Annotated in this window: 21 protein-coding genes; 1 reads left to right on the top strand and 20 read right to left on the bottom strand. The window is 57.3% G+C overall.

Features of this window, described 5'->3' with window-relative positions; translation table 11 throughout:
• Window positions 1-65: 65 nt before the first annotated feature.
• The 14 genes from fliR to fliF all read right to left on the bottom strand — a co-directional run bounded on the left by fliR (window position 66) and on the right by fliF (window position 14,077).
• Complete coding sequence (gene fliR / locus SQ11_RS12765; RefSeq protein WP_041514575.1) at window positions 66-896, bottom strand: flagellar biosynthetic protein FliR; 831 nt, start codon at window positions 894-896, stop codon at window positions 66-68.
• A gap of 56 nt (window positions 897-952) precedes the next feature.
• Window positions 953-1,222, bottom strand: coding sequence for a flagellar biosynthesis protein FliQ (fliQ, locus tag SQ11_RS12760; protein WP_004178655.1), 270 nt, complete (start codon window positions 1,220-1,222; stop codon window positions 953-955).
• Between the two features lie 74 nt (window positions 1,223-1,296).
• On the bottom strand, window positions 1,297-2,058 hold the full coding sequence (gene fliP, locus SQ11_RS12755) for a flagellar type III secretion system pore protein FliP (protein WP_041514574.1): 762 nt from the start codon (window positions 2,056-2,058) through the stop codon (window positions 1,297-1,299).
• Window positions 2,048-2,545 carry a flagellar biosynthetic protein FliO gene (fliO, locus tag SQ11_RS12750; RefSeq protein ID WP_041514573.1) on the bottom strand — a complete coding sequence of 166 codons (498 nt, stop codon included), beginning with the start codon at window positions 2,543-2,545 and terminating at the stop codon, window positions 2,048-2,050. The genes fliP and fliO overlap by 11 nt, the downstream gene beginning before the upstream one ends.
• Window positions 2,546-2,569: 24 nt before the next feature.
• Window positions 2,570-2,965, bottom strand: a complete 396-nt coding sequence (gene fliN / locus SQ11_RS12745; protein ID WP_041514734.1) for a flagellar motor switch protein FliN — start codon at window positions 2,963-2,965, stop codon at window positions 2,570-2,572.
• 62 nt (window positions 2,966-3,027) lie between these two features.
• Complete coding sequence (gene fliM / locus SQ11_RS12740) at window positions 3,028-4,002, bottom strand: flagellar motor switch protein FliM (protein ID WP_041514572.1); 975 nt, start codon at window positions 4,000-4,002, stop codon at window positions 3,028-3,030.
• Between the two features lie 9 nt (window positions 4,003-4,011).
• A complete protein-coding gene (gene fliL / locus SQ11_RS12735; protein WP_041514571.1) occupies window positions 4,012-4,506 on the bottom strand; it encodes a flagellar basal body-associated protein FliL in 495 nt (164 codons plus the stop codon).
• Between the two features lie 349 nt (window positions 4,507-4,855).
• Entirely contained in the window at window positions 4,856-6,955 is a 2,100-nt protein-coding gene (locus SQ11_RS12730) for a bifunctional diguanylate cyclase/phosphodiesterase (protein ID WP_041514570.1), read from the bottom strand.
• 209 nt (window positions 6,956-7,164) lie between these two features.
• Complete coding sequence (locus tag SQ11_RS16520; protein WP_084226859.1) at window positions 7,165-8,637, bottom strand: flagellar hook-length control protein FliK; 1,473 nt, start codon at window positions 8,635-8,637, stop codon at window positions 7,165-7,167.
• Between the two features lie 40 nt (window positions 8,638-8,677).
• Window positions 8,678-9,121: a flagellar export protein FliJ gene (gene fliJ, locus SQ11_RS12720; RefSeq protein ID WP_041514569.1), complete on the bottom strand. Its 444-nt coding sequence runs from the start codon at window positions 9,119-9,121 to the stop codon at window positions 8,678-8,680.
• A gap of 38 nt (window positions 9,122-9,159) precedes the next feature.
• Window positions 9,160-10,608, bottom strand: coding sequence for a flagellar protein export ATPase FliI (fliI, locus tag SQ11_RS12715; RefSeq protein ID WP_041514568.1), 1,449 nt, complete (start codon window positions 10,606-10,608; stop codon window positions 9,160-9,162).
• A gap of 4 nt (window positions 10,609-10,612) precedes the next feature.
• On the bottom strand, window positions 10,613-11,308 hold the full coding sequence (locus SQ11_RS12710; protein WP_232298000.1) for a flagellar assembly protein FliH: 696 nt from the start codon (window positions 11,306-11,308) through the stop codon (window positions 10,613-10,615).
• Window positions 11,309-11,364: 56 nt separating this feature from the next.
• Window positions 11,365-12,363 carry a flagellar motor switch protein FliG gene (fliG, locus tag SQ11_RS12705; protein WP_041514566.1) on the bottom strand — a complete coding sequence of 333 codons (999 nt, stop codon included), beginning with the start codon at window positions 12,361-12,363 and terminating at the stop codon, window positions 11,365-11,367.
• The gene (gene fliF / locus SQ11_RS12700; protein WP_041514565.1) at window positions 12,356-14,077 is read right to left on the bottom strand and encodes a flagellar basal-body MS-ring/collar protein FliF; all 1,722 of its coding nucleotides are present in this window, start codon (window positions 14,075-14,077) and stop codon (window positions 12,356-12,358) included. Before fliF ends, fliG begins: the two co-directional genes overlap by 8 nt.
• A 236-nt stretch (window positions 14,078-14,313) precedes the next feature.
• Between fliF and fliE the strand changes: the two genes are divergently transcribed.
• Window positions 14,314-14,658 carry a flagellar hook-basal body complex protein FliE gene (fliE, locus tag SQ11_RS12695; protein ID WP_084226887.1) on the top strand — a complete coding sequence of 115 codons (345 nt, stop codon included), beginning with the start codon at window positions 14,314-14,316 and terminating at the stop codon, window positions 14,656-14,658.
• 66 nt (window positions 14,659-14,724) lie between these two features.
• On the opposite strand, the gene SQ11_RS12690 is transcribed toward fliE, so the two are convergent.
• The 6 genes from SQ11_RS12690 to SQ11_RS12665 form a co-directional block, all read right to left on the bottom strand.
• A complete protein-coding gene (locus tag SQ11_RS12690; RefSeq protein ID WP_084226858.1) occupies window positions 14,725-15,153 on the bottom strand; it encodes an EscU/YscU/HrcU family type III secretion system export apparatus switch protein in 429 nt (142 codons plus the stop codon).
• On the bottom strand, window positions 15,089-16,201 hold the full coding sequence (locus SQ11_RS12685) for a flagellar hook-length control protein FliK (protein WP_041514562.1): 1,113 nt from the start codon (window positions 16,199-16,201) through the stop codon (window positions 15,089-15,091). The genes SQ11_RS12690 and SQ11_RS12685 overlap by 65 nt, the downstream gene beginning before the upstream one ends.
• A 76-nt stretch (window positions 16,202-16,277) precedes the next feature.
• On the bottom strand, window positions 16,278-16,613 hold the full coding sequence (locus tag SQ11_RS12680) for a flagellar protein FliT (RefSeq protein ID WP_232297999.1): 336 nt from the start codon (window positions 16,611-16,613) through the stop codon (window positions 16,278-16,280).
• 5 nt (window positions 16,614-16,618) lie between these two features.
• Window positions 16,619-17,086 (bottom strand): flagellar export chaperone FliS, encoded by a 468-nt coding sequence (gene fliS / locus SQ11_RS12675; RefSeq protein ID WP_041514560.1) that lies wholly within the window; start codon window positions 17,084-17,086, stop codon window positions 16,619-16,621.
• 16 nt (window positions 17,087-17,102) lie between these two features.
• Window positions 17,103-19,112: a flagellar filament capping protein FliD gene (fliD, locus tag SQ11_RS12670; protein ID WP_041514559.1), complete on the bottom strand. Its 2,010-nt coding sequence runs from the start codon at window positions 19,110-19,112 to the stop codon at window positions 17,103-17,105.
• Window positions 19,113-19,329: 217 nt separating this feature from the next.
• Window positions 19,330-20,230 (bottom strand): flagellin (locus tag SQ11_RS12665; RefSeq protein WP_041514558.1); only part of this gene is annotated, 901 nt, incomplete at its 5' end.

The raw sequence follows: 20,230 nt of genomic DNA, 5'->3' as shown, positions 1-20,230 counted from the left end.
CCGGACGAATATCGGAAGGAAACATTAGCGAATGCACCTCCCTACGTCGTTCCCGACAGGCTGAATCAGGGCAAGGCGGCAGGCGGGCTGGGTGAAGAGGCTTCGGGTAAATGGCCGGAGGCGGCGCGGGCTATCTCCAGCATGGTTTCCAGCGCTTCGGTAACCAGCCGCTCGATCACCGGAATGAAATAAGGGAGAGATAACATCAGTGCCGCCATTCCCACCATCAGCGTGATCGGGAAACCCACTGCGAAGATATTCAACTGGGGTGCGGCGCGGGTGAGAATGCCCAGGGCGAGGTTTACGATAAGCAATGCCGTGACCACGGGCAGCGCAAGTCCCAACCCTGCCTCGAAAATCTTGCCACCCCATCCCGCAAGCATCTTCCAGCCGCCAGCCGAGAACGGTTCCGCGGAAATGGGAAATACATTGAAGCTCTCTGCCAGCACCGACAACATCAGTAGATGGCCATTCATGGCAAGGAAGGTGAGTGTCGCCAGCAGGCCGAGAAACCGGCCTACCACCAGTGTGCTGCCGTCGCTGCGGGGACTGAAAAAAGTGGCAAAACCCAGCCCCATTTGCAGGCCGGCTATTTCGCCGGCCATTTCCACGGCACTGAATACGATGCGCACCGTAAAGCCCATCGCAAGCCCGATAATGATCTGCTGGCAAAGAATAAGCAGCCCTTCGAGCGAACCTGGCTCGACCTTCGGCATCGGCCCGATAGCGGGCGCGACGATCAGTGTGATCAGCACCCCAAGCCCGATTTTCACCCGCGTTGGAATGGCTGCGTTTCCGAGTACCGGCGCCGCCGCCAGAAGTGCCAGGATGCGCGCCAGCGGCCACACGAATGAAGTGATCCAGGCGGTAAGATCGGCGTAGCTGATGGTGATCATTTACCAGTCAGGCGCTAAATCCATCGAATGCTTTAAGCGATATGCCGTCGTTATCGCTACCCCACCATCGCGGGAATTCCCTCCAATACTTGCCGCATGTAGTCGACCATTACGGAGAGCATCCAGGGACCGGCCAGCACCATGGTTGCGAACAGCGCCACCAGCTTGGGGATGAATGATAGCGTCATTTCATTGATTTGCGTTGCGGCCTGAAAAATGCTCACCACCAGTCCGGTCGCCAGCGCCACCAGCAACATGGGCGCCGAGACCATCAAGGTCACTTCCATGGCCTTCTGGCCGAGAGTCATTACGCTTTCAGGTGTCATAGTTTTCTCCTTGATGATCATTAGTAACGAAACTGGATCGATTGGTGGGGGATTACCGGCCGGTCCATCGACCGCTAATAGAAACTCTCCGCCAGTGAACCAATCAGCATATGCCATCCGTCCACCAGCACAAACAGCATGAGCTTGAACGGCAACGCCACCAGGGCGGGTGATACCATCATCATACCCATGGACATGAGCACCGACGCCACCACCATATCGATGATAAGAAAGGGAATGAACACCGCGAAACCGATCTGGAATGCGGTTTTCAATTCGCTGGTGACAAAGGCGGGAACCAGTACCCGCAGCGGCACATCTTCGGGTCCATTCAGTTGCGGATGGCCGGAAAGCTTGACGAACAGAGCCAGATCCGCTTCCCGGGTCTGCTTCATCATGAAGGCTTTGAGCGGCGCCGCACCTTTCTCCAGCGCTTGTGCCTGCGTAATCTTGCTGCTGGTATAGGGCTCATAGGCATCCGTATAGATCTTGTCGAACACGGGACCCATGACAAAGAAAGTAAGGAATAGCGCCAGCCCCACGAGCACTTGATTGGGAGGCGAGGATTGGGTACCGAGCGCCATGCGCAGCAGTGAAAGGACGATAATGATGCGGGTGAAGCCGGTCATCATCAGCAGCACGGCGGGCAGGAAAGTAAGTGCCGTCAGCAGCAGCAGGGTTTGCAAACTCAGCGAATAGTTTTGCCCGCCACCCGCAGTGGGTGTGCTGGTGAATGCGGGCAGACCGGGCACTTCGGCCAGCGCGGCAAACGATGTTTCGAGCAAAGCCGCTCCCAGTGCAATACGGGTTACAGCCCGCACCTTGTTATTTTCCATTCCGCTTCTCCATCACCTGCCTGAACCACGCGGAAAAATGAGTGTTGGTTCCCGCTGCATGGTCTGTGGCATCATCAATAGCGGCGGTTTCCCCTTTTGGCATACTATGCAAGGCCGTTACATGACCCGGTGCCACACCGATTACCAGCCATGTGTCGGCAACTTCCAACAGCACGACCCGCTCGCGCTGACCGACGGCTGAACCACCGATAACCCTGATGGCATTAGCGGGACCTCTTGGCATGCCGCCAAACCGCCTTAGCAGCCATGCGGCGCCGGCTATCACGGCAAGTACCAGTCCCAGTCCGAGCATGACCTGCAACATGCCGCCGTCGGCAACCGGCGCGGCACCCGCCGGTGCGGCGCTGGCCGGAAACACGCAATAGCCGGGCACCCACAGGAGAGCTGACCGGACTGGCGTCATCCGGTGAGCTGCCTCGCCGTTTTGCGGACGAAGCGTAGTGGTGATGCGACACAATGAATCCATCACGATGGCGATCTTCCTCAGGAGCTAGCGGTTTAGTTTGCGAATGCGCTCGCTCGGGGTAATGATGTCCGTCAGACGAATGCCGAATTTTTCATTGACCACAACCACTTCCCCCTGTGCGATGAGATAGCCGTTGACCAGTACATCCATGGGTTCGCCCGCCAGGCCGTCCAGTTCCACTACCGAGCCTTGGGCCAGCTGCAGCAGGTTCTTGATGGCGATTTTGGTGCGCCCCAACTGGACAGTAAGCTGGACCGGTATATCCATAATCATGTCGATATCATTATGGATTTCCACCGTCTGCGTGCTGCCGAATTGTTCAAAAATCTGGGCCGGGGCGACGGTGTCTTCAGCAACGGTGGGCACTGCGGTATCTTGCTGCTCTGTCATACGGGCGGCGCTGGTTTTATTGACGGGCATATTCGGCTCCTCGGGTTTATTCGTAAAGGGTCGTTTCGACAAATTGCGGCGTTCGACGGACATCATTCGCCTATGGCTGGGCCAAGCATTCTTTCCATGCGTAGCGCATACTGGCCATTGGAGATACCATAGCGGCATTCCATTACCGGCACGCCATCCACACTGGCGGTAACCAGCTCGGGGATATTCAGCGGAATAACATCGCCGACTTGCATGTTGAGTATCTGATCGAGCGTGACCTGCACATGCGCCAGATCTACCAGCATCGTGACTTCGGCCGCCTGCACCTGCTTCGACAGCCGGCCTACCCAGCGTTTATCCACCTCCAGCGACTCACCCTGCATACTGCTGGATAGCAGGTCGCGAATCGGTTCGAGAATGGAGTACGGCATGCATATGTGCATTTCTCCCACTGCCGAGCCGATACTGACCTCAAAAGTGGTAGCCACGACCACTTCGTTGGGGGTAGCCACGTTGGCGAACTGGGTGTTCGTTTCCGCCCGCACATACTCAAACTCGATGGGATAGACCGGTTGCCACGACTTGCCATAGCTGTCAAACACCAGGTTAAGCAGTCGCTGAATAATGCGCTGCTCGGTTTGCGTGAAATCGCGGCCCTCTGAACTAGGGTGGAAACGGCCATCGCCGCCGAACAGATTATCCACCACCAGAAATACGAGTGTCGGGTCGAATACAAACAGCGATGTGCCACGGAGTGGCTTGACATGCACCAGATTCAGATTGCTCGGCGCCACCAGATGGCGCACGAACTCGCTGAATTTAATTGCCCGCACCGGACCGACCGTGACGTTCGCGCTGCGACGCAGAAAATTGAACAAGCCAAGGCGTAAAAGCCGTGCAAAACGCTCATTGATGATTTCAAGCGTGGGCATGCGCCCGCGCACGATGCGTTCCTGAGTTGCCAGATTGTACGGGCGGAAGCCTGAGACTGGCTTGGTCCCGCCGCCTGCGTCATCGCCGACAACGCCCTTGAGCAGGGCTTCCACTTCTTCCTTCGAAAGAAAATCGTTGCTCATGATCAATAACTACTGAATGACGAACGAAGTAAAAAGTACGCTTTGAACGGCATGCGTGGGACTGCCTTCGCCGGATGGCTGCTTTATTTCTGCAAGCAATTCGGAAGCGAGCTTCTTCTTGCCGTCAACACCGGCGATTTGGGATGCCGCCTTGCTGGAAAGCAGCAGCAGGACGCGGTTACGTACCTCCGGCATATGCAGTTTGATCAAGTCAGCTGCGGAGGGGCTTTCCATTTTCAGGGTCAGATTGGTCTGAAGATGCTGATCGCCGTGCTCGGACACCAGATTGACGGTGAATGTCTCCAGATTTACGAAAACCGGCGGCTCCTGCCTTGCTTGGGGCTGCGCTCCATCCTGGGTGCGGCTCATCATATACCACGCCGCGCCGCCGCCTCCGGCTCCGAGCAGCAGCACCGCCGAAGCGATAATCAGGGTCAGTTTTTTGCCTCCGGATTTTGTTTCCGCCCGGTTTCCCTTGTCTTGCGCGTTTGCCTTGTTTGTCATGATTGTGTCCCGTGCATAGTGTGATGCGAATTATCAAACCAATTGCAGGTGGATAATGCGGAAAAAAGAGAGGGAAAAGGGCATTATCTCGGAACTTGGTGCCGGAACACCGTCCATGCAAAAACTGGAGAACTGAAAGTCCGACGCATGAATATGCCGGTTTGGAGCCCGCCGGACTTTAAGAATTGAAAATGCAAGGATGAGAAACGGATTTCGGGGATTTCAGAGGCCAACGTCGTCTTCGCGGAAGACCAATGAAGTTGGCGAGCGATTGCCGCACCGCTAGGTACCCATAGTTGCATCGACCCGATACCGCAGGTGTAACAGGCATCTGGCCAAAACGGGTTTACTATGTACTCTCCTTGCGCGCCTTGAACTTGATCAAATTTTGGCTCGTCTGCTGATGCAGAAAAGCGCTGAGTTCTTCCGCAGTCACGGGTTTGCCGAGAAGGAACCCTTGCATTTCGTCGCACATCATCCCCTTCAATTTAGCGAATTGCGAATCGGTTTCGACGCCTTCGGCCACCACATCCATCTCGAGCGTATGGGCAAGCTTGATTATCGCGGAAACGATGATGCTGCCTTCGTGACCGTCATCCAGGCCATTGGTGAAGAAACGGTCTATCTTCAGCTGCTTGGCGCGAAAGCGTTGCAAGTAGGCAAGGCTTGAATAGCCGGTCCCGAAATCATCGATTGAGATTTCAAAGCTGTTTTCCTGAAACTCACGGATCATGTTGGTCGTTTTGGGTGCATCCTGCATGGCCACGGTCTCGGTGATTTCGAACATGATCTGCTCGCATGGGACCTGTTCGAACCGGACGATATCCAGCATTGTGGCGACGAGATCCGATTGCTCCAATTGGCGAGGCGATAAATTGATGGACACTTTGATCGCTGGTAGATCATTTTCCTTCCAACGGCGTATTTGCCGGCATGTTTCGCGCACAACCCAGTAGCCTATCGGGACAATCTGCCCGGAGCGTTCGGCAATCGGAATGAACTCCAGCGGTGACAAAAACCCGAGCTCTGGATGGTGCAGGCGGAGCAGTGCCTCGGCACCCGTCAGCTCGCCATTGTCACCACGGAATTTTGGCTGGAAATACAAGGAAAAATAGCCGGCTTTGAGTGCTTCGTGCAAGGCATGCTGGATCTGTAAAGTACGGGTGGCTGCTTCATTCATGCTTGCCTCAAAGAAGCGATATGTACTGCGTCCGCCACGTTTTGCTTCGTACATCGCAGCATCCGCGTTCTTGAGCAGCACTTCGGCGGTATCGCCATCTTGCGGGAACAGGGAAATACCGATGCTCGGCATTACCTGCAGGGGCTGGCTATCGGCCCATAGGCCTTGGCGCATGCGACTGAGCACGCTATCCGCCATTTCCGCGGCGTCATCCGGAGACGCAAGGTTTTCGAGCAACACCACGAATTCATCACCGCCCAACCGGGCGACCGTGTCGTCGCTACGCACGCAATGCAGCAACCTCTGTGCAAATGCCTTCAGGATTTCATCGCCCGCTGAGTGCCCCAGTGAGTCGTTGATAATCTTGAACCCGTCGAGATCCATGAACAGGATGGCGAACATGTTCTGGTGGCGCTTGGAAGTATGAATCGCGCGTTCCATCCGCTCCATAAGCGTCCAGCGATTTGGCAGGTCCGTCAAGGTATCGAACGTTGCCAAGTGGACGATCTGTCTATTAAGCTGAGACACCGAGCCCACAAGAAAATTGGTTCTCGCATCGAAACGCGACAATATGAGCGTCACGATCAGGATCGTGAAGGTGAGTAAAATGATGGTGACGGCAAGCCATTGCGAATCGATGCCGTTCGCTGCGCCGCTCACCGAATCGTGCGAAAAATGAGCAGCAGCCATGGCTGTGTAGTGCATCCCGGTAATCGCGATACCCATCAAGAAGGCGGCGCCGATGCGTTTGGCGATCAAGCGGGTCTGATCCGCGCCCCGGAGCGTATACGCAATCCACAGGGCGGCATTGGCCGCGGCGATGGCAATGACAATCGAAGCGACGAACAGCACTGGATCGTAGTGAATCGCAGGGCGCATCTGCATGGCGACCATGCCGATGTAATGGGTGCCGGAGATGCCAAAGCCCATCAAGGTGCCGCCTGTGAGAAGACGCAAAAGTGTCAGTTTTGTTTGCGTGACGATATACAGCACGGAATAGGAGAACAATATGGCGATTGCCAGCGAATAGCAGGTAATTGCAAAATCGTAGCCGAGCGGAGTTGGCAGCGAGAAAGCGAGCATTCCGATAAAATGCATCGACCAGATGCCGATCCCCATCGCCGCCGCGCCGCCGGCGAGCCATATATGACGTAGCCTGGGCCGGGTCAATACGGAAATATGATTCGATAGATCGAGGGCGGTATAAGAAGCAAACGTAGCCACCACAAGGGACAGGGCGACCAGCCAGTAATTGTAGGTGCTATGCATGCCGATCTCTATAATATGATCTCAGTAGCAATAACTTCATAACAACGGTGCGGGCGCTTTCTTTAGAAGCGGGATAACAACGTGTTTCTTTTAGGCAGGTTTCGCCTGGCAGCCTCGGACTTAAAAGGAGCCGCTGCAAGATCCGGGGTAAAAGCATGGGGCCGGGTCACCCAGCCGCATTTTCGCTTCGCTTCTTTAAATCCGACAGACTAGGCAAAAGTATCCACCAGCCGGTTCCCTCCTGCGGGAATACGGCTCATGCCGATATCGGCGGTTCTGACGGTTGACGCGCCCGCTGTTTCCCTGTTTCCTACGTGGCGCGCACCAGAGCGATCCTGCTGCTCGAATCCACCCTGCCGTTGCGAGGCATCGGCGCTGACGGTGGTCTCGGCCAGACTGATTCCGCTGTCCGCCATCATTTCCCTGAGTCGCGGCAGCGCGGCTTCCAGTGCCTGCCGCACATCGGCGTGCTGCGAAACAAATGTCGCACTGGCCTGGTCATCTGAAAGGGACAGAACCACTTGCAAAGGACCCAGATCAGGCGGGTTGAGATTCAACTCCGCAACCTGCTGCTGGTTGGAAACCATCCACAGAATCTTCTGCCCCAGGGCATTGTCCCAACCGCTCGCACCGACACGAGTCTCCAGCCCAAGTGAAGCATGAATGGGAACACCACCGGAAGCAGCCGCAACGGTGTGCTCAACAGGTGCGGCACCCAACGGCGCCGGCATATTGAGCAATCCCGTGACGGATGAATCCACTGCGGGTAAATCCCTGGGTGCGCCGGATGCGAGTTCCAACAGTGATTTCCCAAGCCCTGCGGTGTTGATGGATGGATCGGATGCCGACGCCTTGAATTCCATTTGTTGCGGGTCAGCCCGCCTGGTATCCGATTCCCGCGGGATCGCCATCCCGTTCCGGATATCGTGAATCTCGGAGGTATTTTTCGCTCCTGCGGATGGTGCCGGTACCGCAGCCGGAATTCCGGCTATCTCTGATACCGGATCGGTAGTATCGGCAACCGCAGAAGCCGCTGCACTCGGTGATCTCATTCTTCCGTCTTTATCAAGTTGCGCAGCGGCCAGACCGGGCTGCATGACCAAGAGGCCAGCCTGATGCTCAATGGTGGTTGCTCGATCCTTCTCTGTATCAATTAACGTATTGGCAGCTAGGACATCGTCTCCGGCATCGCTGCCGGTTGAAGCATCGGTTCGGATTTCAGGCCGATATGCGGCGATCAGGCCATGCAGGATACCCGCGAGACCCGCCCATTGGGGAGAGCCAGTGACCGCATCCAGCTTCATTTCTCTTGTTTCCTGTGGCTCCGGGCTATTGACGACACTATCCTTCTTCAGATCCTTCAAATCCCCTGAGCCTTCCAATCCACTTAAATCCGCTAAATCCTTCGCATCGTTTGAGTCCTCCAATACCTTTGAATCCTTGGCATCGGCCATATTTCTCGAATCACCGGCAGTTTTCGTATCTTCGGGAATATTGCCGGCCTTTGTATTCCCATCCACTGAGCGAGTTTCGCCCTTCCCGCTCATTTCCTGAGCCAGCACCTTGCCGAAGCTGGCAGTCTGCATGTCCTCCTCGTCGGCAACGGCGGTGTTGACGGTATTCTTGACTGCGGGGGACGGCGTATTATTCGGCGAATTTTGCAACATGGGTAAGGTTAGCATAGCGTATTCCCGGTTGTCATGTAATTGATCTGTTGTACATCTATTCTTTCGGGCGGGCGGCCGCGTTAACCGCGTACTCGTCAGTTTCCTTTTGTTCGTGCCTGGCCAGATGCAGCAATTCCACTCTCATCTGACGCTGCGCGAGCGTATGATAAGACTTAAGGGTGCGCCGGGCCGATTGCCAATCAAGCCGGCTGTTCTCGACACGCTGTTGCGTCGCGGCCAGAAGCCCGCGTTGCTGCACGATGGCGGCATCAAGTTTGTCGAGAAATTCCTGGTAGTTGCGCCAGCCGGATGCCGTTATTCCCTGCTTCATCGAAGCCTGAAAACGGGAAGAATATTCCTGCCAATATTGCACCAGCAGAGCAAGCTTGGCTTCCATGTCGACACCTTGCGCGTTGAGCGCGCCCAGTCGTTTCGCTGCATCATCGGTGCGCGTCTGGGCAAGCTCAAGAAGAGTATCCAAAGCGGATTGTTTCGGCATATTTCAGTCAGATCCCCATCTGGTTCAATTGGAATGAATCAGCTTTGCGGGGCCAGCAATGCACCCAGATCAGCCACACTATCCACGTGGCTCGCACACTCGAACATACTCTGCTGAAGAAACGCCTCCAGCTGCGGATGCAATACGATCGCCCGGTCCAGCAATGGATCGCTCCCCGGCGCGTAAGCCCCGACACTGATCAAATCGCGCGACCGCTGATAACGTGCGTAAAGCTGCTTGAAACCTCGCACTTGCTCGAAATATTCGGGTGCGATCAGGCCGGACATGGCGCGGCTGATTGAAGCCTCGATGTCGATAGCCGGATAGTGCCCGCTTTCGGCAAGCTGGCGCGACAAGACGATGTGTCCATCGAGAATCGCGCGTGCCGAATCGGCGATCGGATCCTGTTGATCGTCTCCTTCGGTCAATACGGTATAGAACGCGGTAATCGAGCCCCCGCCCTTGATACCGTTCCCCGCCCGTTCCACCAGTTGCGGCAGTTTGGCGAATACGGAAGGCGGATACCCCTTGGTAGCGGGGGGTTCCCCGATCGCCAGCGCAATCTCCCGCTGCGCCATGGCGTAGCGCGTGAGCGAATCCATGATCAGCAGCACGTTTTTGCCCTGGTCGCGAAAGTACTCGGCAATGGACGTGGCGTAGGAGGCGCCCTGTAACCGCATCAAGGGCCAGGTATCGGCAGGCGCGGCCACCACCACGGAGCGGGCCAGCCCTTCCGCACCGAGGATTTGTTCGATGAATTCCTTGACCTCGCGGCCCCGTTCGCCGATCAATCCGACCACGATCACATCGGCGCTGGTATAGCGTGCCATCATGCCGAGCAGAACGCTCTTCCCTACTCCGGAGCCGGCAAACAAGCCCATGCGTTGACCCCGCCCCACCGTGAGCAGCGCATTGATGGCACGCACCCCGACGTCCAGTATTTGCCTGATGGGTTCCCGGTCAAGCGGATTGAATGACTGGTTTACGAGCGGCGCTTCGCGTTCCGCTTTTAGCGGCCCAAGCCCATCCAGCGGGCGTCCGACACCGTCCAACACCCGCCCCAGCAAGCCTTCCCCAACCGGGAAATGCCTGACCCGATCGGATGCGCGGCGGCGCGGATGGCTGGCAACACGGGGCTCGGACAATGTCGCGGGGTTCGTGATGTTTTCCCACGGAACGACCTTGGCGCCAGGCGTTAGCCCGAATACGTCCTGGGTCGGCATCAGATAAAGCCGGTCCCCGTTAAACCCAACCACCTCCGCTTCCACCCTGTTGCCGTTGGGCATCAGCACCGTGCATCCGCTCCCCACCGCAAGCTTGAGTCCCACCGCTTCCATTACCAGCCCCGTGACGCGGGTAAGATGACCTGACCGTTGAAAGGGTTCCGCGGCAACGGCTGCGTCGCCGCAACCCTTGAGGAAGTTGCGCCACTGTCCGGCATGGGGGTCGGCAGGAGAATGGACGATGGCTTGGATTATTTCGCTCATGGCATCAGGATTGTTCCAGCCAGCTGCTATTCTGCCCCAGCGCTTGCGCGATACGCTGCCACCGGGTAGCGAGGGTGGCATCGACCTGGCCGCTGCCGGTCTTCACCTTGCAATCGCCGCGCTCCAGACGAGTATCCACACAGACTGCAGCGTCGTTGAGTTCCTGGCTCAAGTGTTCACGCACCAGCGCGGCATCTTCCGGATGCAAGTACAACTGTGGCGGCTGACTGAATGCCGCCTCATTGTGAATGCTTTCGCGTACCACTGCTAATACGAGTTCCGGCCTCACCTTGAGGGCCTCGCGTACCATTTGTCTTGCGAGATCGAGGGCCAGAGTAAGCAAATCGTTGCCGATGGTCCGGTTGGCGTCAACCAGTGCCCGCTGGAAACTGCTGAACAGGGATTGCAGCTTGGCCGCTTCCATCGCGGCCTGCTCGCGGCCTGCTTCGTAACCCGCCTCGCGACCCGTGTTGTATCCCGCCGCATAGCCTTCATGCTGCGCTTCCTGGTGTATTCGCTCAATCTGCTCGACCGTGGGCAGAATAACCGCTGTCGGCTGTTCCGGCTCCTCGGTTCCGAAACTGGATGCGGATCCCGTGGCGGCGGCTTTTTCGAAAGTACCCATCTCCCAGCGCTCGTAGGTGGCGAGGCGTTCTCTGGGAATAATCTGACTGGCCATGACTGTTTCTTCCTTTGTCATTCCCTCCCTGATGGGAGCGGAAGCTTTAAATAGCGATCAACTACCGCAGCCACGTTTTAAACGTAGCTCTCCTCGCCCTTGCCGCCGAATGCGATCTGACCTTCATCCGCAAGCCGCCGGACGGTCTGCAATATCTGCTTTTGCTGGGCCTCCACCTCGCGCACTTTCACCGGGCCCATTGCTTCCAGGTCTTCACGCAGCATTTCCGAAGCCCGGCTGGACATGTTCTTGAATATCTTCTCCCTCAGTTCCGGCGCGGCGCCTTTCAGCGCGACCATCAGCGTATCGGATTGGACTTCGCGCAATACCAACTGTATGCCGCGGTCATCGATATCCATCAGATTTTCGAACACGATCATCTGGTCTATTATTTTCTGTGCCAGATCCGGGTCGAACTCCCGCAAATTGTCGAGTATGGAAGTCTCGGCCGCGCTACCCATGAAATTGATGATTTCCGCCGCGGTGCGGGTACCCCCCACCGGACTTTTATTGATATTCTCGCTACCCGACAGCAGGTCGGTCAGAACATCGTTAAGCTCCCGCAATGCCGAGGGCTGGATACCGTCAAGCGTGGCGATGCGCAGCAGCACGTCGTTACGTAGCAGTTCGGGAAGCTGTCCCAGGATCTCGCTTGCCTGATCGCGGTCAAGATGCACCAGGATGGTGGCGATGATCTGGGGATGTTCGCTTTTGATCAGTTCCGCCACGGATGGAGAATCTATCCATTTGAGGCCCTCTATGCCACTGGTGTCGCTGCCTTCCAGGATGCGGCTGATAAGGTCCGCGGACTTGTCTTCACCCAGGGCTTTATGAAGCACAGAGCGGGCATAATTCTCCGGGTCGAGAGCCAGGGCGGTGGTCTTATCTTTCGGCTGGCTGCAGAAATCCGTGATCACGCTATCGATCTGATCCCGGCTCAGGTTCTTGATTTTTGCCATGGCGGTGCCGACCTTCTGCACCTCGCGAGGAGTAAGATGCTTGAGCACCTGCACTGCTTCGTCCTCGCCCAGCGACATTAGCAGGATCGCGCTTTTATTAACGCCCAGCTCAGTCATGGCCAGCCACCCACTTCTTGACCACGGTCGCCACCATCTTCGGGTCGTCCCGCGCCAGTTGCCGGGCCAGGGCCAATTTTTCATCATACTGGGAAGGCGGCGGCGCTTGTGTTAGAGCAGATGTCGATGGCGCCTCTTGATCCTCATTGTTCCCGGTCAATAATGCGGGCGCCTGCGCCGGCAGTTGAGTCATACGCTTCAGCATCGGCCGCAGCACGCCGAGCACCAGATACAGGATCAGCGCACCGATCAGTACATTCTTGGCGATTTCCTTGGCAAGTTCGATCATCTCCGGCTGCTGCCACAAGGGAAGCTCCGGCACAGGTTCTTTCTCTATATCCGTAAAGGGGCTATTGACCACGTTCAGGGTATCGCCGCGCTCCCTGCTGAAACCCATGGCTTCTTTCACCAGATCCATGACCTGCGCCTTTTCCGCTTCAGCCAGCGGTTGCATGCGGGTTACCCCCTTCTCATCCGTTACCTTGCGGTGATTCACCACCACTGCAACCGATAGCCGTCTGATCCCGCCAATCTGCTTGCGCACATGCTGAATGGTTTTGTCCACTTCGTAGTTGGTCGTGGCATCCTTGCGCGTATTGACGGGTGGCGGCGGCGTGGTTGGGGTGGCGGGCTCACCTGCTGGCGCAGATGCACCGGCAGGTGAACCAAGTGCCGGCGTCTGGCCGGGCGGCGTAGCCGGGGTGGTCGTAATCGGGGCTGTCGCGGTTGCGGGGGGCTGATTGGAAAGCGCACCGGGCACCCCTCCCTCGCCCTGGCCGGTAGTCGTCGATTCGGACGTCTGCTGGCTACGCAGCGCGGCGCTTTCCGGCGTTTGATTGGGCTTGTAGCGCTCGTCCATCTGCTCCGAATGGGCGAAATCCACATCCGCCGCAACCTGGGCACGCACATTTTCCTGCCCGACGATCGGAATAAGAATCGCCTCAATCCGTTTCACATAACTCTGCTCGAGCGCCTGCACATACTTCAGCTGGTTGGGGTCCAGACCGGTACCGGGGTTGGCCTCATCGGTTTTGCTTAAAAGACTGCCGGTCTGATCCACCACCGTCACATTCTTGATGGGCAAATTCGGCACGCTGCTCGATACCAGATGTACGATCGCGTTCACCTGCTGCGGATCGAGCGTGCGTCCCGGGTAAAGATTAACCAGCACCGAGGCGCTGGGCTTTTGTTGTTCACGCATGAATACCGACTGCTTGGCCATGGCCAGGTGCACGCGGGCGCTGCTGACCGCCGCCAGCGACTGGACCGAACGCGCAAGTTCGCCCTCGAGCGCGCGCTGAAAATTAACTTGTTCGAGAAACTGGCTGGTGCCGAATTTCTGATTCTCCATCAGTTCGAAGCCCACCAACCCGCCTTTGGGCAACCCTTGCGCGGCGAGCTTGAGACGGGCATCGTGCACCTCCTTGGCAGGCACGAGGATGGCACCGCCGCCATCGGCATATTTATACGGCACATTCATTTGCTGGAGGGCGGCGATGATGGCCCCGCCGTCGCGGTCGGATACATTACTGAACAATACCTTGTAATCGGGAGCCTGGCTCCATATCCAGCCGCCCGCGAACAAGGCAATGATGGCGGAAACAGCTACCATAAAGCCCATCTTTTGCTGGCTGGACATCCGGCTTAGAAAAATCTGTGGGCTACTCAAACTCATTGGACTGCTTATCGCAACCGCTTCCGCGCCTGCCGTCATCATGCTCTCCCCGGGGATTCAATATCAATCAAAGTGTTTTTATTGCTCGCAGTCTCGAACGCAACTTGCGCCTAATCTATTGGACACAACGCTTGCTTTAACCGAATGACAGCATTATCAATGCCCCATCCGAATTTAATGCGGGGAACAGAAGCAAATTTTCCCGCTATTTCAGAACACGGATTTGGGCCGGGAATGCTATCGTGCGTATATTCCGAATGAAAAATGGGAGCCATATGGATGTATCGAAGATAGACACAATGCTGGCGCAGTTGCGCGCCGGTGCAGCGGTGGCCTCCGGCAAACCGGTATCCGGCGCAACCACGCCAGGCACGCGGGAAACGAATGAAGGTGGACGCGTTGATTTCAGCACAGTCTTCAAGCAATCGCTGGATCAGGTCAATAACACGCAGCAAAACGCCGCAAAACTCATGCAGGATTTTGAAATGGGCGCACCCGGCGCCAATCTGACCGAGGCGATGATCTCGATGCAAAAAGCGAACATTTCGCTCCAATACACCCTGCAGGTCCGCAACAAGTTCGTCATGGCATATCAGGACATCATGAACATGCCGGTGTAATGTTAAATAGTGGCGCGGCTTGCGCTTGCCTCATATGTTTTCGTCATTTCCACACGCTGCCGCCATTTATCGGTTTACCGGCTTATCCGGCAAGGTACCGGGTTTGTCGAGCAAAAGAGCTTCTGTTCCTCCGGTGGATGCAGATGGCGAAGGCAAGGCCTTATAGGGAAATGAAAGGGCCGCACCCGCTTCCAGCTTGTAAAGCCAGGCGAGCAATTCCGCTACTGCCCGGTAAAGTTGCGGCGGAATATGCTGATCCAGATCCACTTGCATCAATAGCGACACCAGTTCAGCCGACTCATGCACGTAGATGCCATGATCTCGCGCCTTCCTGATTATGCTCTCGGCAACCAGGCCACGTCCCTTGGCTACCACCTGCGGAGCGGACTGGCCCGCACGGTAGGCCAGCGCCACGGCCGCTTCGCGTGGATCAGGTTTCTTCGTCAAGATCCACCCCCATGCCCAGCAGTTTGATGCCGGCGGCCTCCAGGTCATTTGCCAGCGGCGTGATCCCAGCCCGTAAAGCGGCTACCGTCACCGGCTCCGCCGCGGTAAGACGCACATCCACCCCGCTCATCTCTCCACCTCTGCATGCGTCGAGCCGCAGGCTGGCAGTAACGGCTCCCAGATTAGGCAACGTCAGCCGCAAGCGAGTTTGCCACGCTGTGGATGGCTCATCCGCTCCATTCCGTTCCTCATGCTTTTCAGGTGTTTCCTCGACCGCCTCCCATGCGATGGTCTGCCCGGGCCACGCCATGCCCTGCCAGACAAAATGACGCATTTCAAACGCTTCAAGTTGCTGCCGCACCAGTGCCAAGGCTGAGGGGTGAACGGGATCGGGTGCCTCGGATGTGAACGTGGCATCAGCGGGGCTGACGTCATCTGCACTGTTGTTGCGTAGCGCAATGGCCGCATCCGGCCCGGCATCCGCAAAAAACCGGATCGGCTGTCCCGACAGGCGCGCCTGCGGCTCCAGCAACAATTCCGCCAATGATCTTGTGCCTGCAAGCCACTGCGCCAGATGGGATTCGTAGAATAGCCCGCTACGGCCAAGGGCGCTCTCCAGGCTGCGGGCCAGATCGATGCCATTGGACGGCGGCATGGCCAGCAAGGGAAATTGAAAGGTGGCCGCGCCGGCGGACGCTGCGGAACCACCCGGAAAGATCGGGTGGCGCAACAGACTGTCGATCAGGCGGCCCGTCTCGCTCAATCGCGAAAATACGCCCGCGGACGCTGTATCCGTTGTGAGCGTAAATGTTGGCTGGGGTTCGCGGGAGACAAAAATCAGGTTCAACACATCACCTGAACGCACACCTGTGGGCAATTTCATGTGTAATGTCTGCCCGCTCCCCGCATTTCCCGCATTCCGGGCATCCAGCGCCACCATGAACTCACCGTTGGCAAGACTGTTCTGTACCGTGGCCCGTAACCGCTGGCCCGGTTCCAAACCTGCCAGCAACGGCGCATCGCCGGATTGACGGCGCGTCAGTGACAGGCTGGGATAAATACGGGTTAATGCAGCGAGCGCGTTGAACGCAGACATATCAAGATTTCCAGGATTTACGGGAGAAGAACAGCGAAAAATTGATTTGATTCATTCGCTGCCCCCATCCGGTTTGTTACGCCCCGCCCGGCTCCTGATCGTACGCCCGGCGTAAACGCCACTCCATCCCCGCATTGCCGAGTAAATTCTGCACACGCCCAAGCCAGGGTTCCGTGTAGCTGCGTATTTCAGCATCATCAGCCAGGATCTTGTGAATCAATTCGATTTTCTGGCGGAGCATATCGTTTGTAAGCCGCGCGGGTTGCGCGGCTGCGAGACGCGACACCAGGGCGGCGTAATGGCGTTCCAGCACCGTCAGCCTGTCCCATTCGCCGGCTCGCGCGGCCGCGGCCATTTCGCCGGTGACATTGGAAATGTTCTGGTAGGCAGTGAGCGTATCTATGCTGTTCATGGGACTCATGCCTTTCCGTAGCCGGCGGCAAGCCCAGCTGCCTGCACACCGGGATGCCCCGCTTGTGGCAAAGGTGATGAACCTATCGCCTCCCATGCTTCATTCAGCTCACCCAGCAGGCGGACCACTTCCTCGATATACTCGGGTTTATTATGCAGATTAGCCTGCAACAGCCGGTGGTTCATATAATCGTAGAGAGCATGGAGCTGCTGGGATAGTTCGCCGCCAGCCTTGATATCGAGACTGGCTTGCAAGCCGGAACTGATGATCGCGATGGCTTTGGAAATAGCTTGTCCCTTGGAGGTGATCTCGCCATTTTTCATATGAATGAGCGCGGATGACAATGCGATGCGGGCGCCCTCGAACAGCATCAGAATAAGCTTATGTGGGCTGGCTGCGATAACGCCGGTTTCCAGACCAACCCTGGCGTAGGCGCTGATGCCATGAATGCCGTAGCCGGATGCGGTATACATATCAGGTATCTCCTTTTTAAGAATTGTTTTTCTGCAGGCTGGCCAGTTGCTGCTCAAAAAACTGGCTGGTCTGGTTCAGGCTGCTGAGCATGGTATCCAGCGCGGTAAATTGTGCACGGTAACGCGCTTCTATCCCCTCCAGGCGGCGGTTAAAGTCATCCTGACGGCGATCGATATCCTTGATGCTGGCGTTAATACCGTCCGTACGGCTGGCGATGATGCCATCGCTCGTCAACAAATCTTCCACCAGGGTATTCAACTGATCGGCGTAACCGCGCGAGAAACTGACGGTGCCGCGGGCGCCGAGCGCACCGCCATTAATAGCGATGCGCAAGCCTTCCGACGCGTCCCCGGAAGCCGCCGCAAGCGTCTGTCCCGCGCCAGTCGCGGCTACGCCATTGATAGTGCCGGCCACGTCCACGCCGGCCGTTGACGCAGGGCTTGCACCCATCAGACCGGCGGCGCCGTTGCCGCCGGTAATCGTGACACTTGAAGCGGAACCGTAGCGCGCGGATGTGATGCTGAGTACCCCGGCGGCTTGTGAAACCACGGCTGAACTACCGGCGCCCATCAACTCCGCGGCGCCGTTCAGCTTGCTTTGCACTTCGGCCGCCAGCGCATCCGCCGACGCGTAGGTTCCCGCCGCAAGGGTGACGCTGACCGCCACGCCATCCACATTGATATTCAATTGGTCGTTGACCCCGGCGATAATGCCCAATCCCGCCGCCTGGCTGCCGACAAGGCTGCCCCGTGCCGCAAGTTGCGTAACTGCGACCGCATAATCTCCGGCTGCCGTCTTGCCGGTGGCGCTGCTATAACTAACCAGGCTGTCTGTCGGAGAGCCGCGCACCGCGAACAATCCGGCGATACCATCGAAGCCATTGTCGAGGGCCTTCTGGAGTTTGGTGGGGTCCAGTGCCAGGCTGCCATCTTTCTGGAAGGCGACACCAATCTGCGACAATGAATCAATGCCGCTCCCCGTGCCCCCCACCGCAGCTGACAGCGTGGCGCGAATATGGGTCTGGATCGACAAGGCTGCCGAGTCACCCTGCAATATACCGCCCCTTTTTGCCGCCGCGTTGTAGGAACTGAGATCCGCCAGTGTTTGATTGATGCTGTTGTAAGACTTGACGAAGGCCTCCACCGCCGCCTTCACACCGGTACCGTCACGTGCGACGGCAAGCGTGGTGGGGGTGTTGAGATTGCTCTTGAGCAGATTGAGCGTCACGCCTTCAATTGCATCGGTAATCGTATTAGAACCCTTGCTGATGGTAATTCCATCGATTTCAAGCTTGGCATCCTGCGCTGCCTGGACCTCCGTCAGGTTCTTGCCAGTTCCGGCGGCGGCCACCGGGTCGAAAGCGAGCCGGGATAATCCGGCCGCATCCAGATTGGCCCCATCATCATCAGCGACGGTGATTTTGATGCTGCTGGCGGCGCCTGTATCCTTGGAAGTCAGCACCAGCCTGTTACTGCTGCCATCGTTGATGATCGTCGCACTAACGCCGATATTGGCGGTATTGATCGCATCGCGCACACCGGCAAGCGTATTGTTGGACGGATCGATAGTCACCGTTTGCGCCGGTTTCGCGCCGTTGAGGGTAAAGCTGTTGGTACCGCTATCGTAATTCCCATACTGAATCGTCAAGGTGCCGCTGCCCACCATACTGGCGGTATTGGCAAAGCCTTCGGAACGGATTTTCTGCTGTTGCGCCAGTTGCTCCACTTCTATTGAGTAGCTGCCCGGCACCGCCTTGGCGCTGGCGTTGGCCGTGGCGGTCAATACGGAAGTATCCGCCGGATTGGCGGTGAGCGCTTGAAACTTGGACCCATCGGCCATTCCTTCCATCACTGTCTGAAACGATGCCAATGCGCTCTTCAGTGTCCCGTATGCGGACAACTTCGCCTGATAATCGGATTCACGTTTCGCCAGCAATGCAAGTGGCTGCCGCTCGACCGCCATCAACTGGCTGACAATGCCATTCACATCCAGATTTGAACCAACGCCCGGTGCGGATATACCCATGCCTATCTCCCGCCTGTCCTCGTTATGATCCCATTTACCATGCTGCCGGACACACGCGAGCGATCCGGCCGGGGTTATTCGATTCGATGCCGTCTTTGTAATCGGACTTCAGTCGAAATCGGATTACAAAGAATTTGATTCCAAAACTGGAATCCGGGGGGATCACCCCCGGATTCGCTCCTGACAACCGGCTCATGACCGGTTAATCACCTACCTGTTAACCTCTCAGCAGTGCCAGCACTGATTGCGGCATGGCATTGGCCTGGGCCAGCATCGCCGTACCTGCCTGTTGCAGCACCTGGTTCCTCGACAATGTAGCGGTTTCCGCCGCAAAATCGGTATCGACGATACGGCTGCGCGATGCGGTCAGGTTCTCCGCTGCGGTTTGCACATTTGCAATCGCCGATGAAAAACGGTTCTGATAAGCGCCAAGATCCGCACGGCCCGCATTGAGCGCGCTCAGCGCCGAATCCATTGAGGCAATGGCAATGTCGGCACCCCACGTGTTGCCGATATCCACCCCTGAAAAACCGGCCACTGTAGTGGTTGTCGCGGTAGTCGTGGCGGCTGTCAGGCCGGTGGTTGCCGTGGTGGCGGAGGCGCCGGCAAAGGCTACGACCGTGTTGCTGCCCGACATGTTGGTCAGCGATACCAGGCCGGCCGCATCGGCTGTCGCAATAACGCCAGTGGTATTTGTCACGGTATTGATGGCCGCCGCAATGTTGGCGCCCTGCGTGGCGGCGTTACCCCCGGCGGCAACCGCGCCCACGCTGGTGCCGTTGATGGTCAGGTCGCCCGCGGTGATCGCGGTGAAAGCCGTGGCGGCGACGCCGGTCACATTGGCGGTGGTACTGGTCGTGGAGCCCAGAGCCGAACTTTGGGCGTTGACCAAGCCGCTGATGGAGATCGTTTCGCCGACGTTGGCGCCAACCTGGAACGCCTGGTTGGTGAATGTGCCATCGAGCAGCTTGATACCGTTGAAGGCGGTCGTCGAAGCTACCCGGTCGATTTCATCCTTGAGCTGCTGGACTTCGTTGTTGAGCGCGGTACGGTCGCTCACGCTGTTGCTCGCGTTGCGCGATTGCACCGCCAGCTCACGGATGCGCTGCAGGTTGTTG

Origin of the sequence: Nitrosospira sp. NpAV (assembly GCF_000832065.1) — a bacterium.
Classification (GTDB): domain Bacteria; phylum Pseudomonadota; class Gammaproteobacteria; order Burkholderiales; family Nitrosomonadaceae; genus Nitrosospira.
The sequence above is the reverse complement of the archived record's forward strand: the minus strand, read 5'-3'. Positions and strand labels throughout refer to the sequence as shown.

Bases quoted from the DNA above. Each gene is read 5' to 3' on its own strand.
- fliR (WP_041514575.1), bottom strand. From the start codon at position 896: ATGATCACCATCAGCTACGCCGATCTTACCGCCTGGATCACTTCATTC.
- fliQ (WP_004178655.1), bottom strand. From the start codon at position 1,222: ATGACACCTGAAAGCGTAATGACTCTCGGCCAGAAGGCCATGGAAGTG.
- fliP (WP_041514574.1), bottom strand. From the start codon at position 2,058: ATGGAAAATAACAAGGTGCGGGCTGTAACCCGTATTGCACTGGGAGCG.
- fliO (WP_041514573.1), bottom strand. From the start codon at position 2,545: ATGGATTCATTGTGTCGCATCACCACTACGCTTCGTCCGCAAAACGGC.
- fliN (WP_041514734.1), bottom strand. From the start codon at position 2,965: ATGCCCGTCAATAAAACCAGCGCCGCCCGTATGACAGAGCAGCAAGAT.
- fliM (WP_041514572.1), bottom strand. From the start codon at position 4,002: ATGAGCAACGATTTTCTTTCGAAGGAAGAAGTGGAAGCCCTGCTCAAG.
- fliL (WP_041514571.1), bottom strand. From the start codon at position 4,506: ATGACAAACAAGGCAAACGCGCAAGACAAGGGAAACCGGGCGGAAACA.
- SQ11_RS12730 (WP_041514570.1), bottom strand. From the start codon at position 6,955: ATGCATAGCACCTACAATTACTGGCTGGTCGCCCTGTCCCTTGTGGTG.
- SQ11_RS16520 (WP_084226859.1), bottom strand. From the start codon at position 8,637: ATGCTAACCTTACCCATGTTGCAAAATTCGCCGAATAATACGCCGTCC.
- fliJ (WP_041514569.1), bottom strand. From the start codon at position 9,121: ATGCCGAAACAATCCGCTTTGGATACTCTTCTTGAGCTTGCCCAGACG.
- fliI (WP_041514568.1), bottom strand. From the start codon at position 10,608: ATGAGCGAAATAATCCAAGCCATCGTCCATTCTCCTGCCGACCCCCAT.
- SQ11_RS12710 (WP_232298000.1), bottom strand. From the start codon at position 11,308: ATGACAAAGGAAGAAACAGTCATGGCCAGTCAGATTATTCCCAGAGAA.
- fliG (WP_041514566.1), bottom strand. From the start codon at position 12,363: ATGACTGAGCTGGGCGTTAATAAAAGCGCGATCCTGCTAATGTCGCTG.
- fliF (WP_041514565.1), bottom strand. From the start codon at position 14,077: ATGACGGCAGGCGCGGAAGCGGTTGCGATAAGCAGTCCAATGAGTTTG.
- fliE (WP_084226887.1), top strand. From the start codon at position 14,314: ATGGATGTATCGAAGATAGACACAATGCTGGCGCAGTTGCGCGCCGGT.
- SQ11_RS12690 (WP_084226858.1), bottom strand. From the start codon at position 15,153: ATGACCTGGAGGCCGCCGGCATCAAACTGCTGGGCATGGGGGTGGATC.
- SQ11_RS12685 (WP_041514562.1), bottom strand. From the start codon at position 16,201: ATGTCTGCGTTCAACGCGCTCGCTGCATTAACCCGTATTTATCCCAGC.
- SQ11_RS12680 (WP_232297999.1), bottom strand. From the start codon at position 16,613: ATGAACAGCATAGATACGCTCACTGCCTACCAGAACATTTCCAATGTC.
- fliS (WP_041514560.1), bottom strand. From the start codon at position 17,086: ATGTATACCGCATCCGGCTACGGCATTCATGGCATCAGCGCCTACGCC.
- fliD (WP_041514559.1), bottom strand. From the start codon at position 19,112: ATGGGTATATCCGCACCGGGCGTTGGTTCAAATCTGGATGTGAATGGC.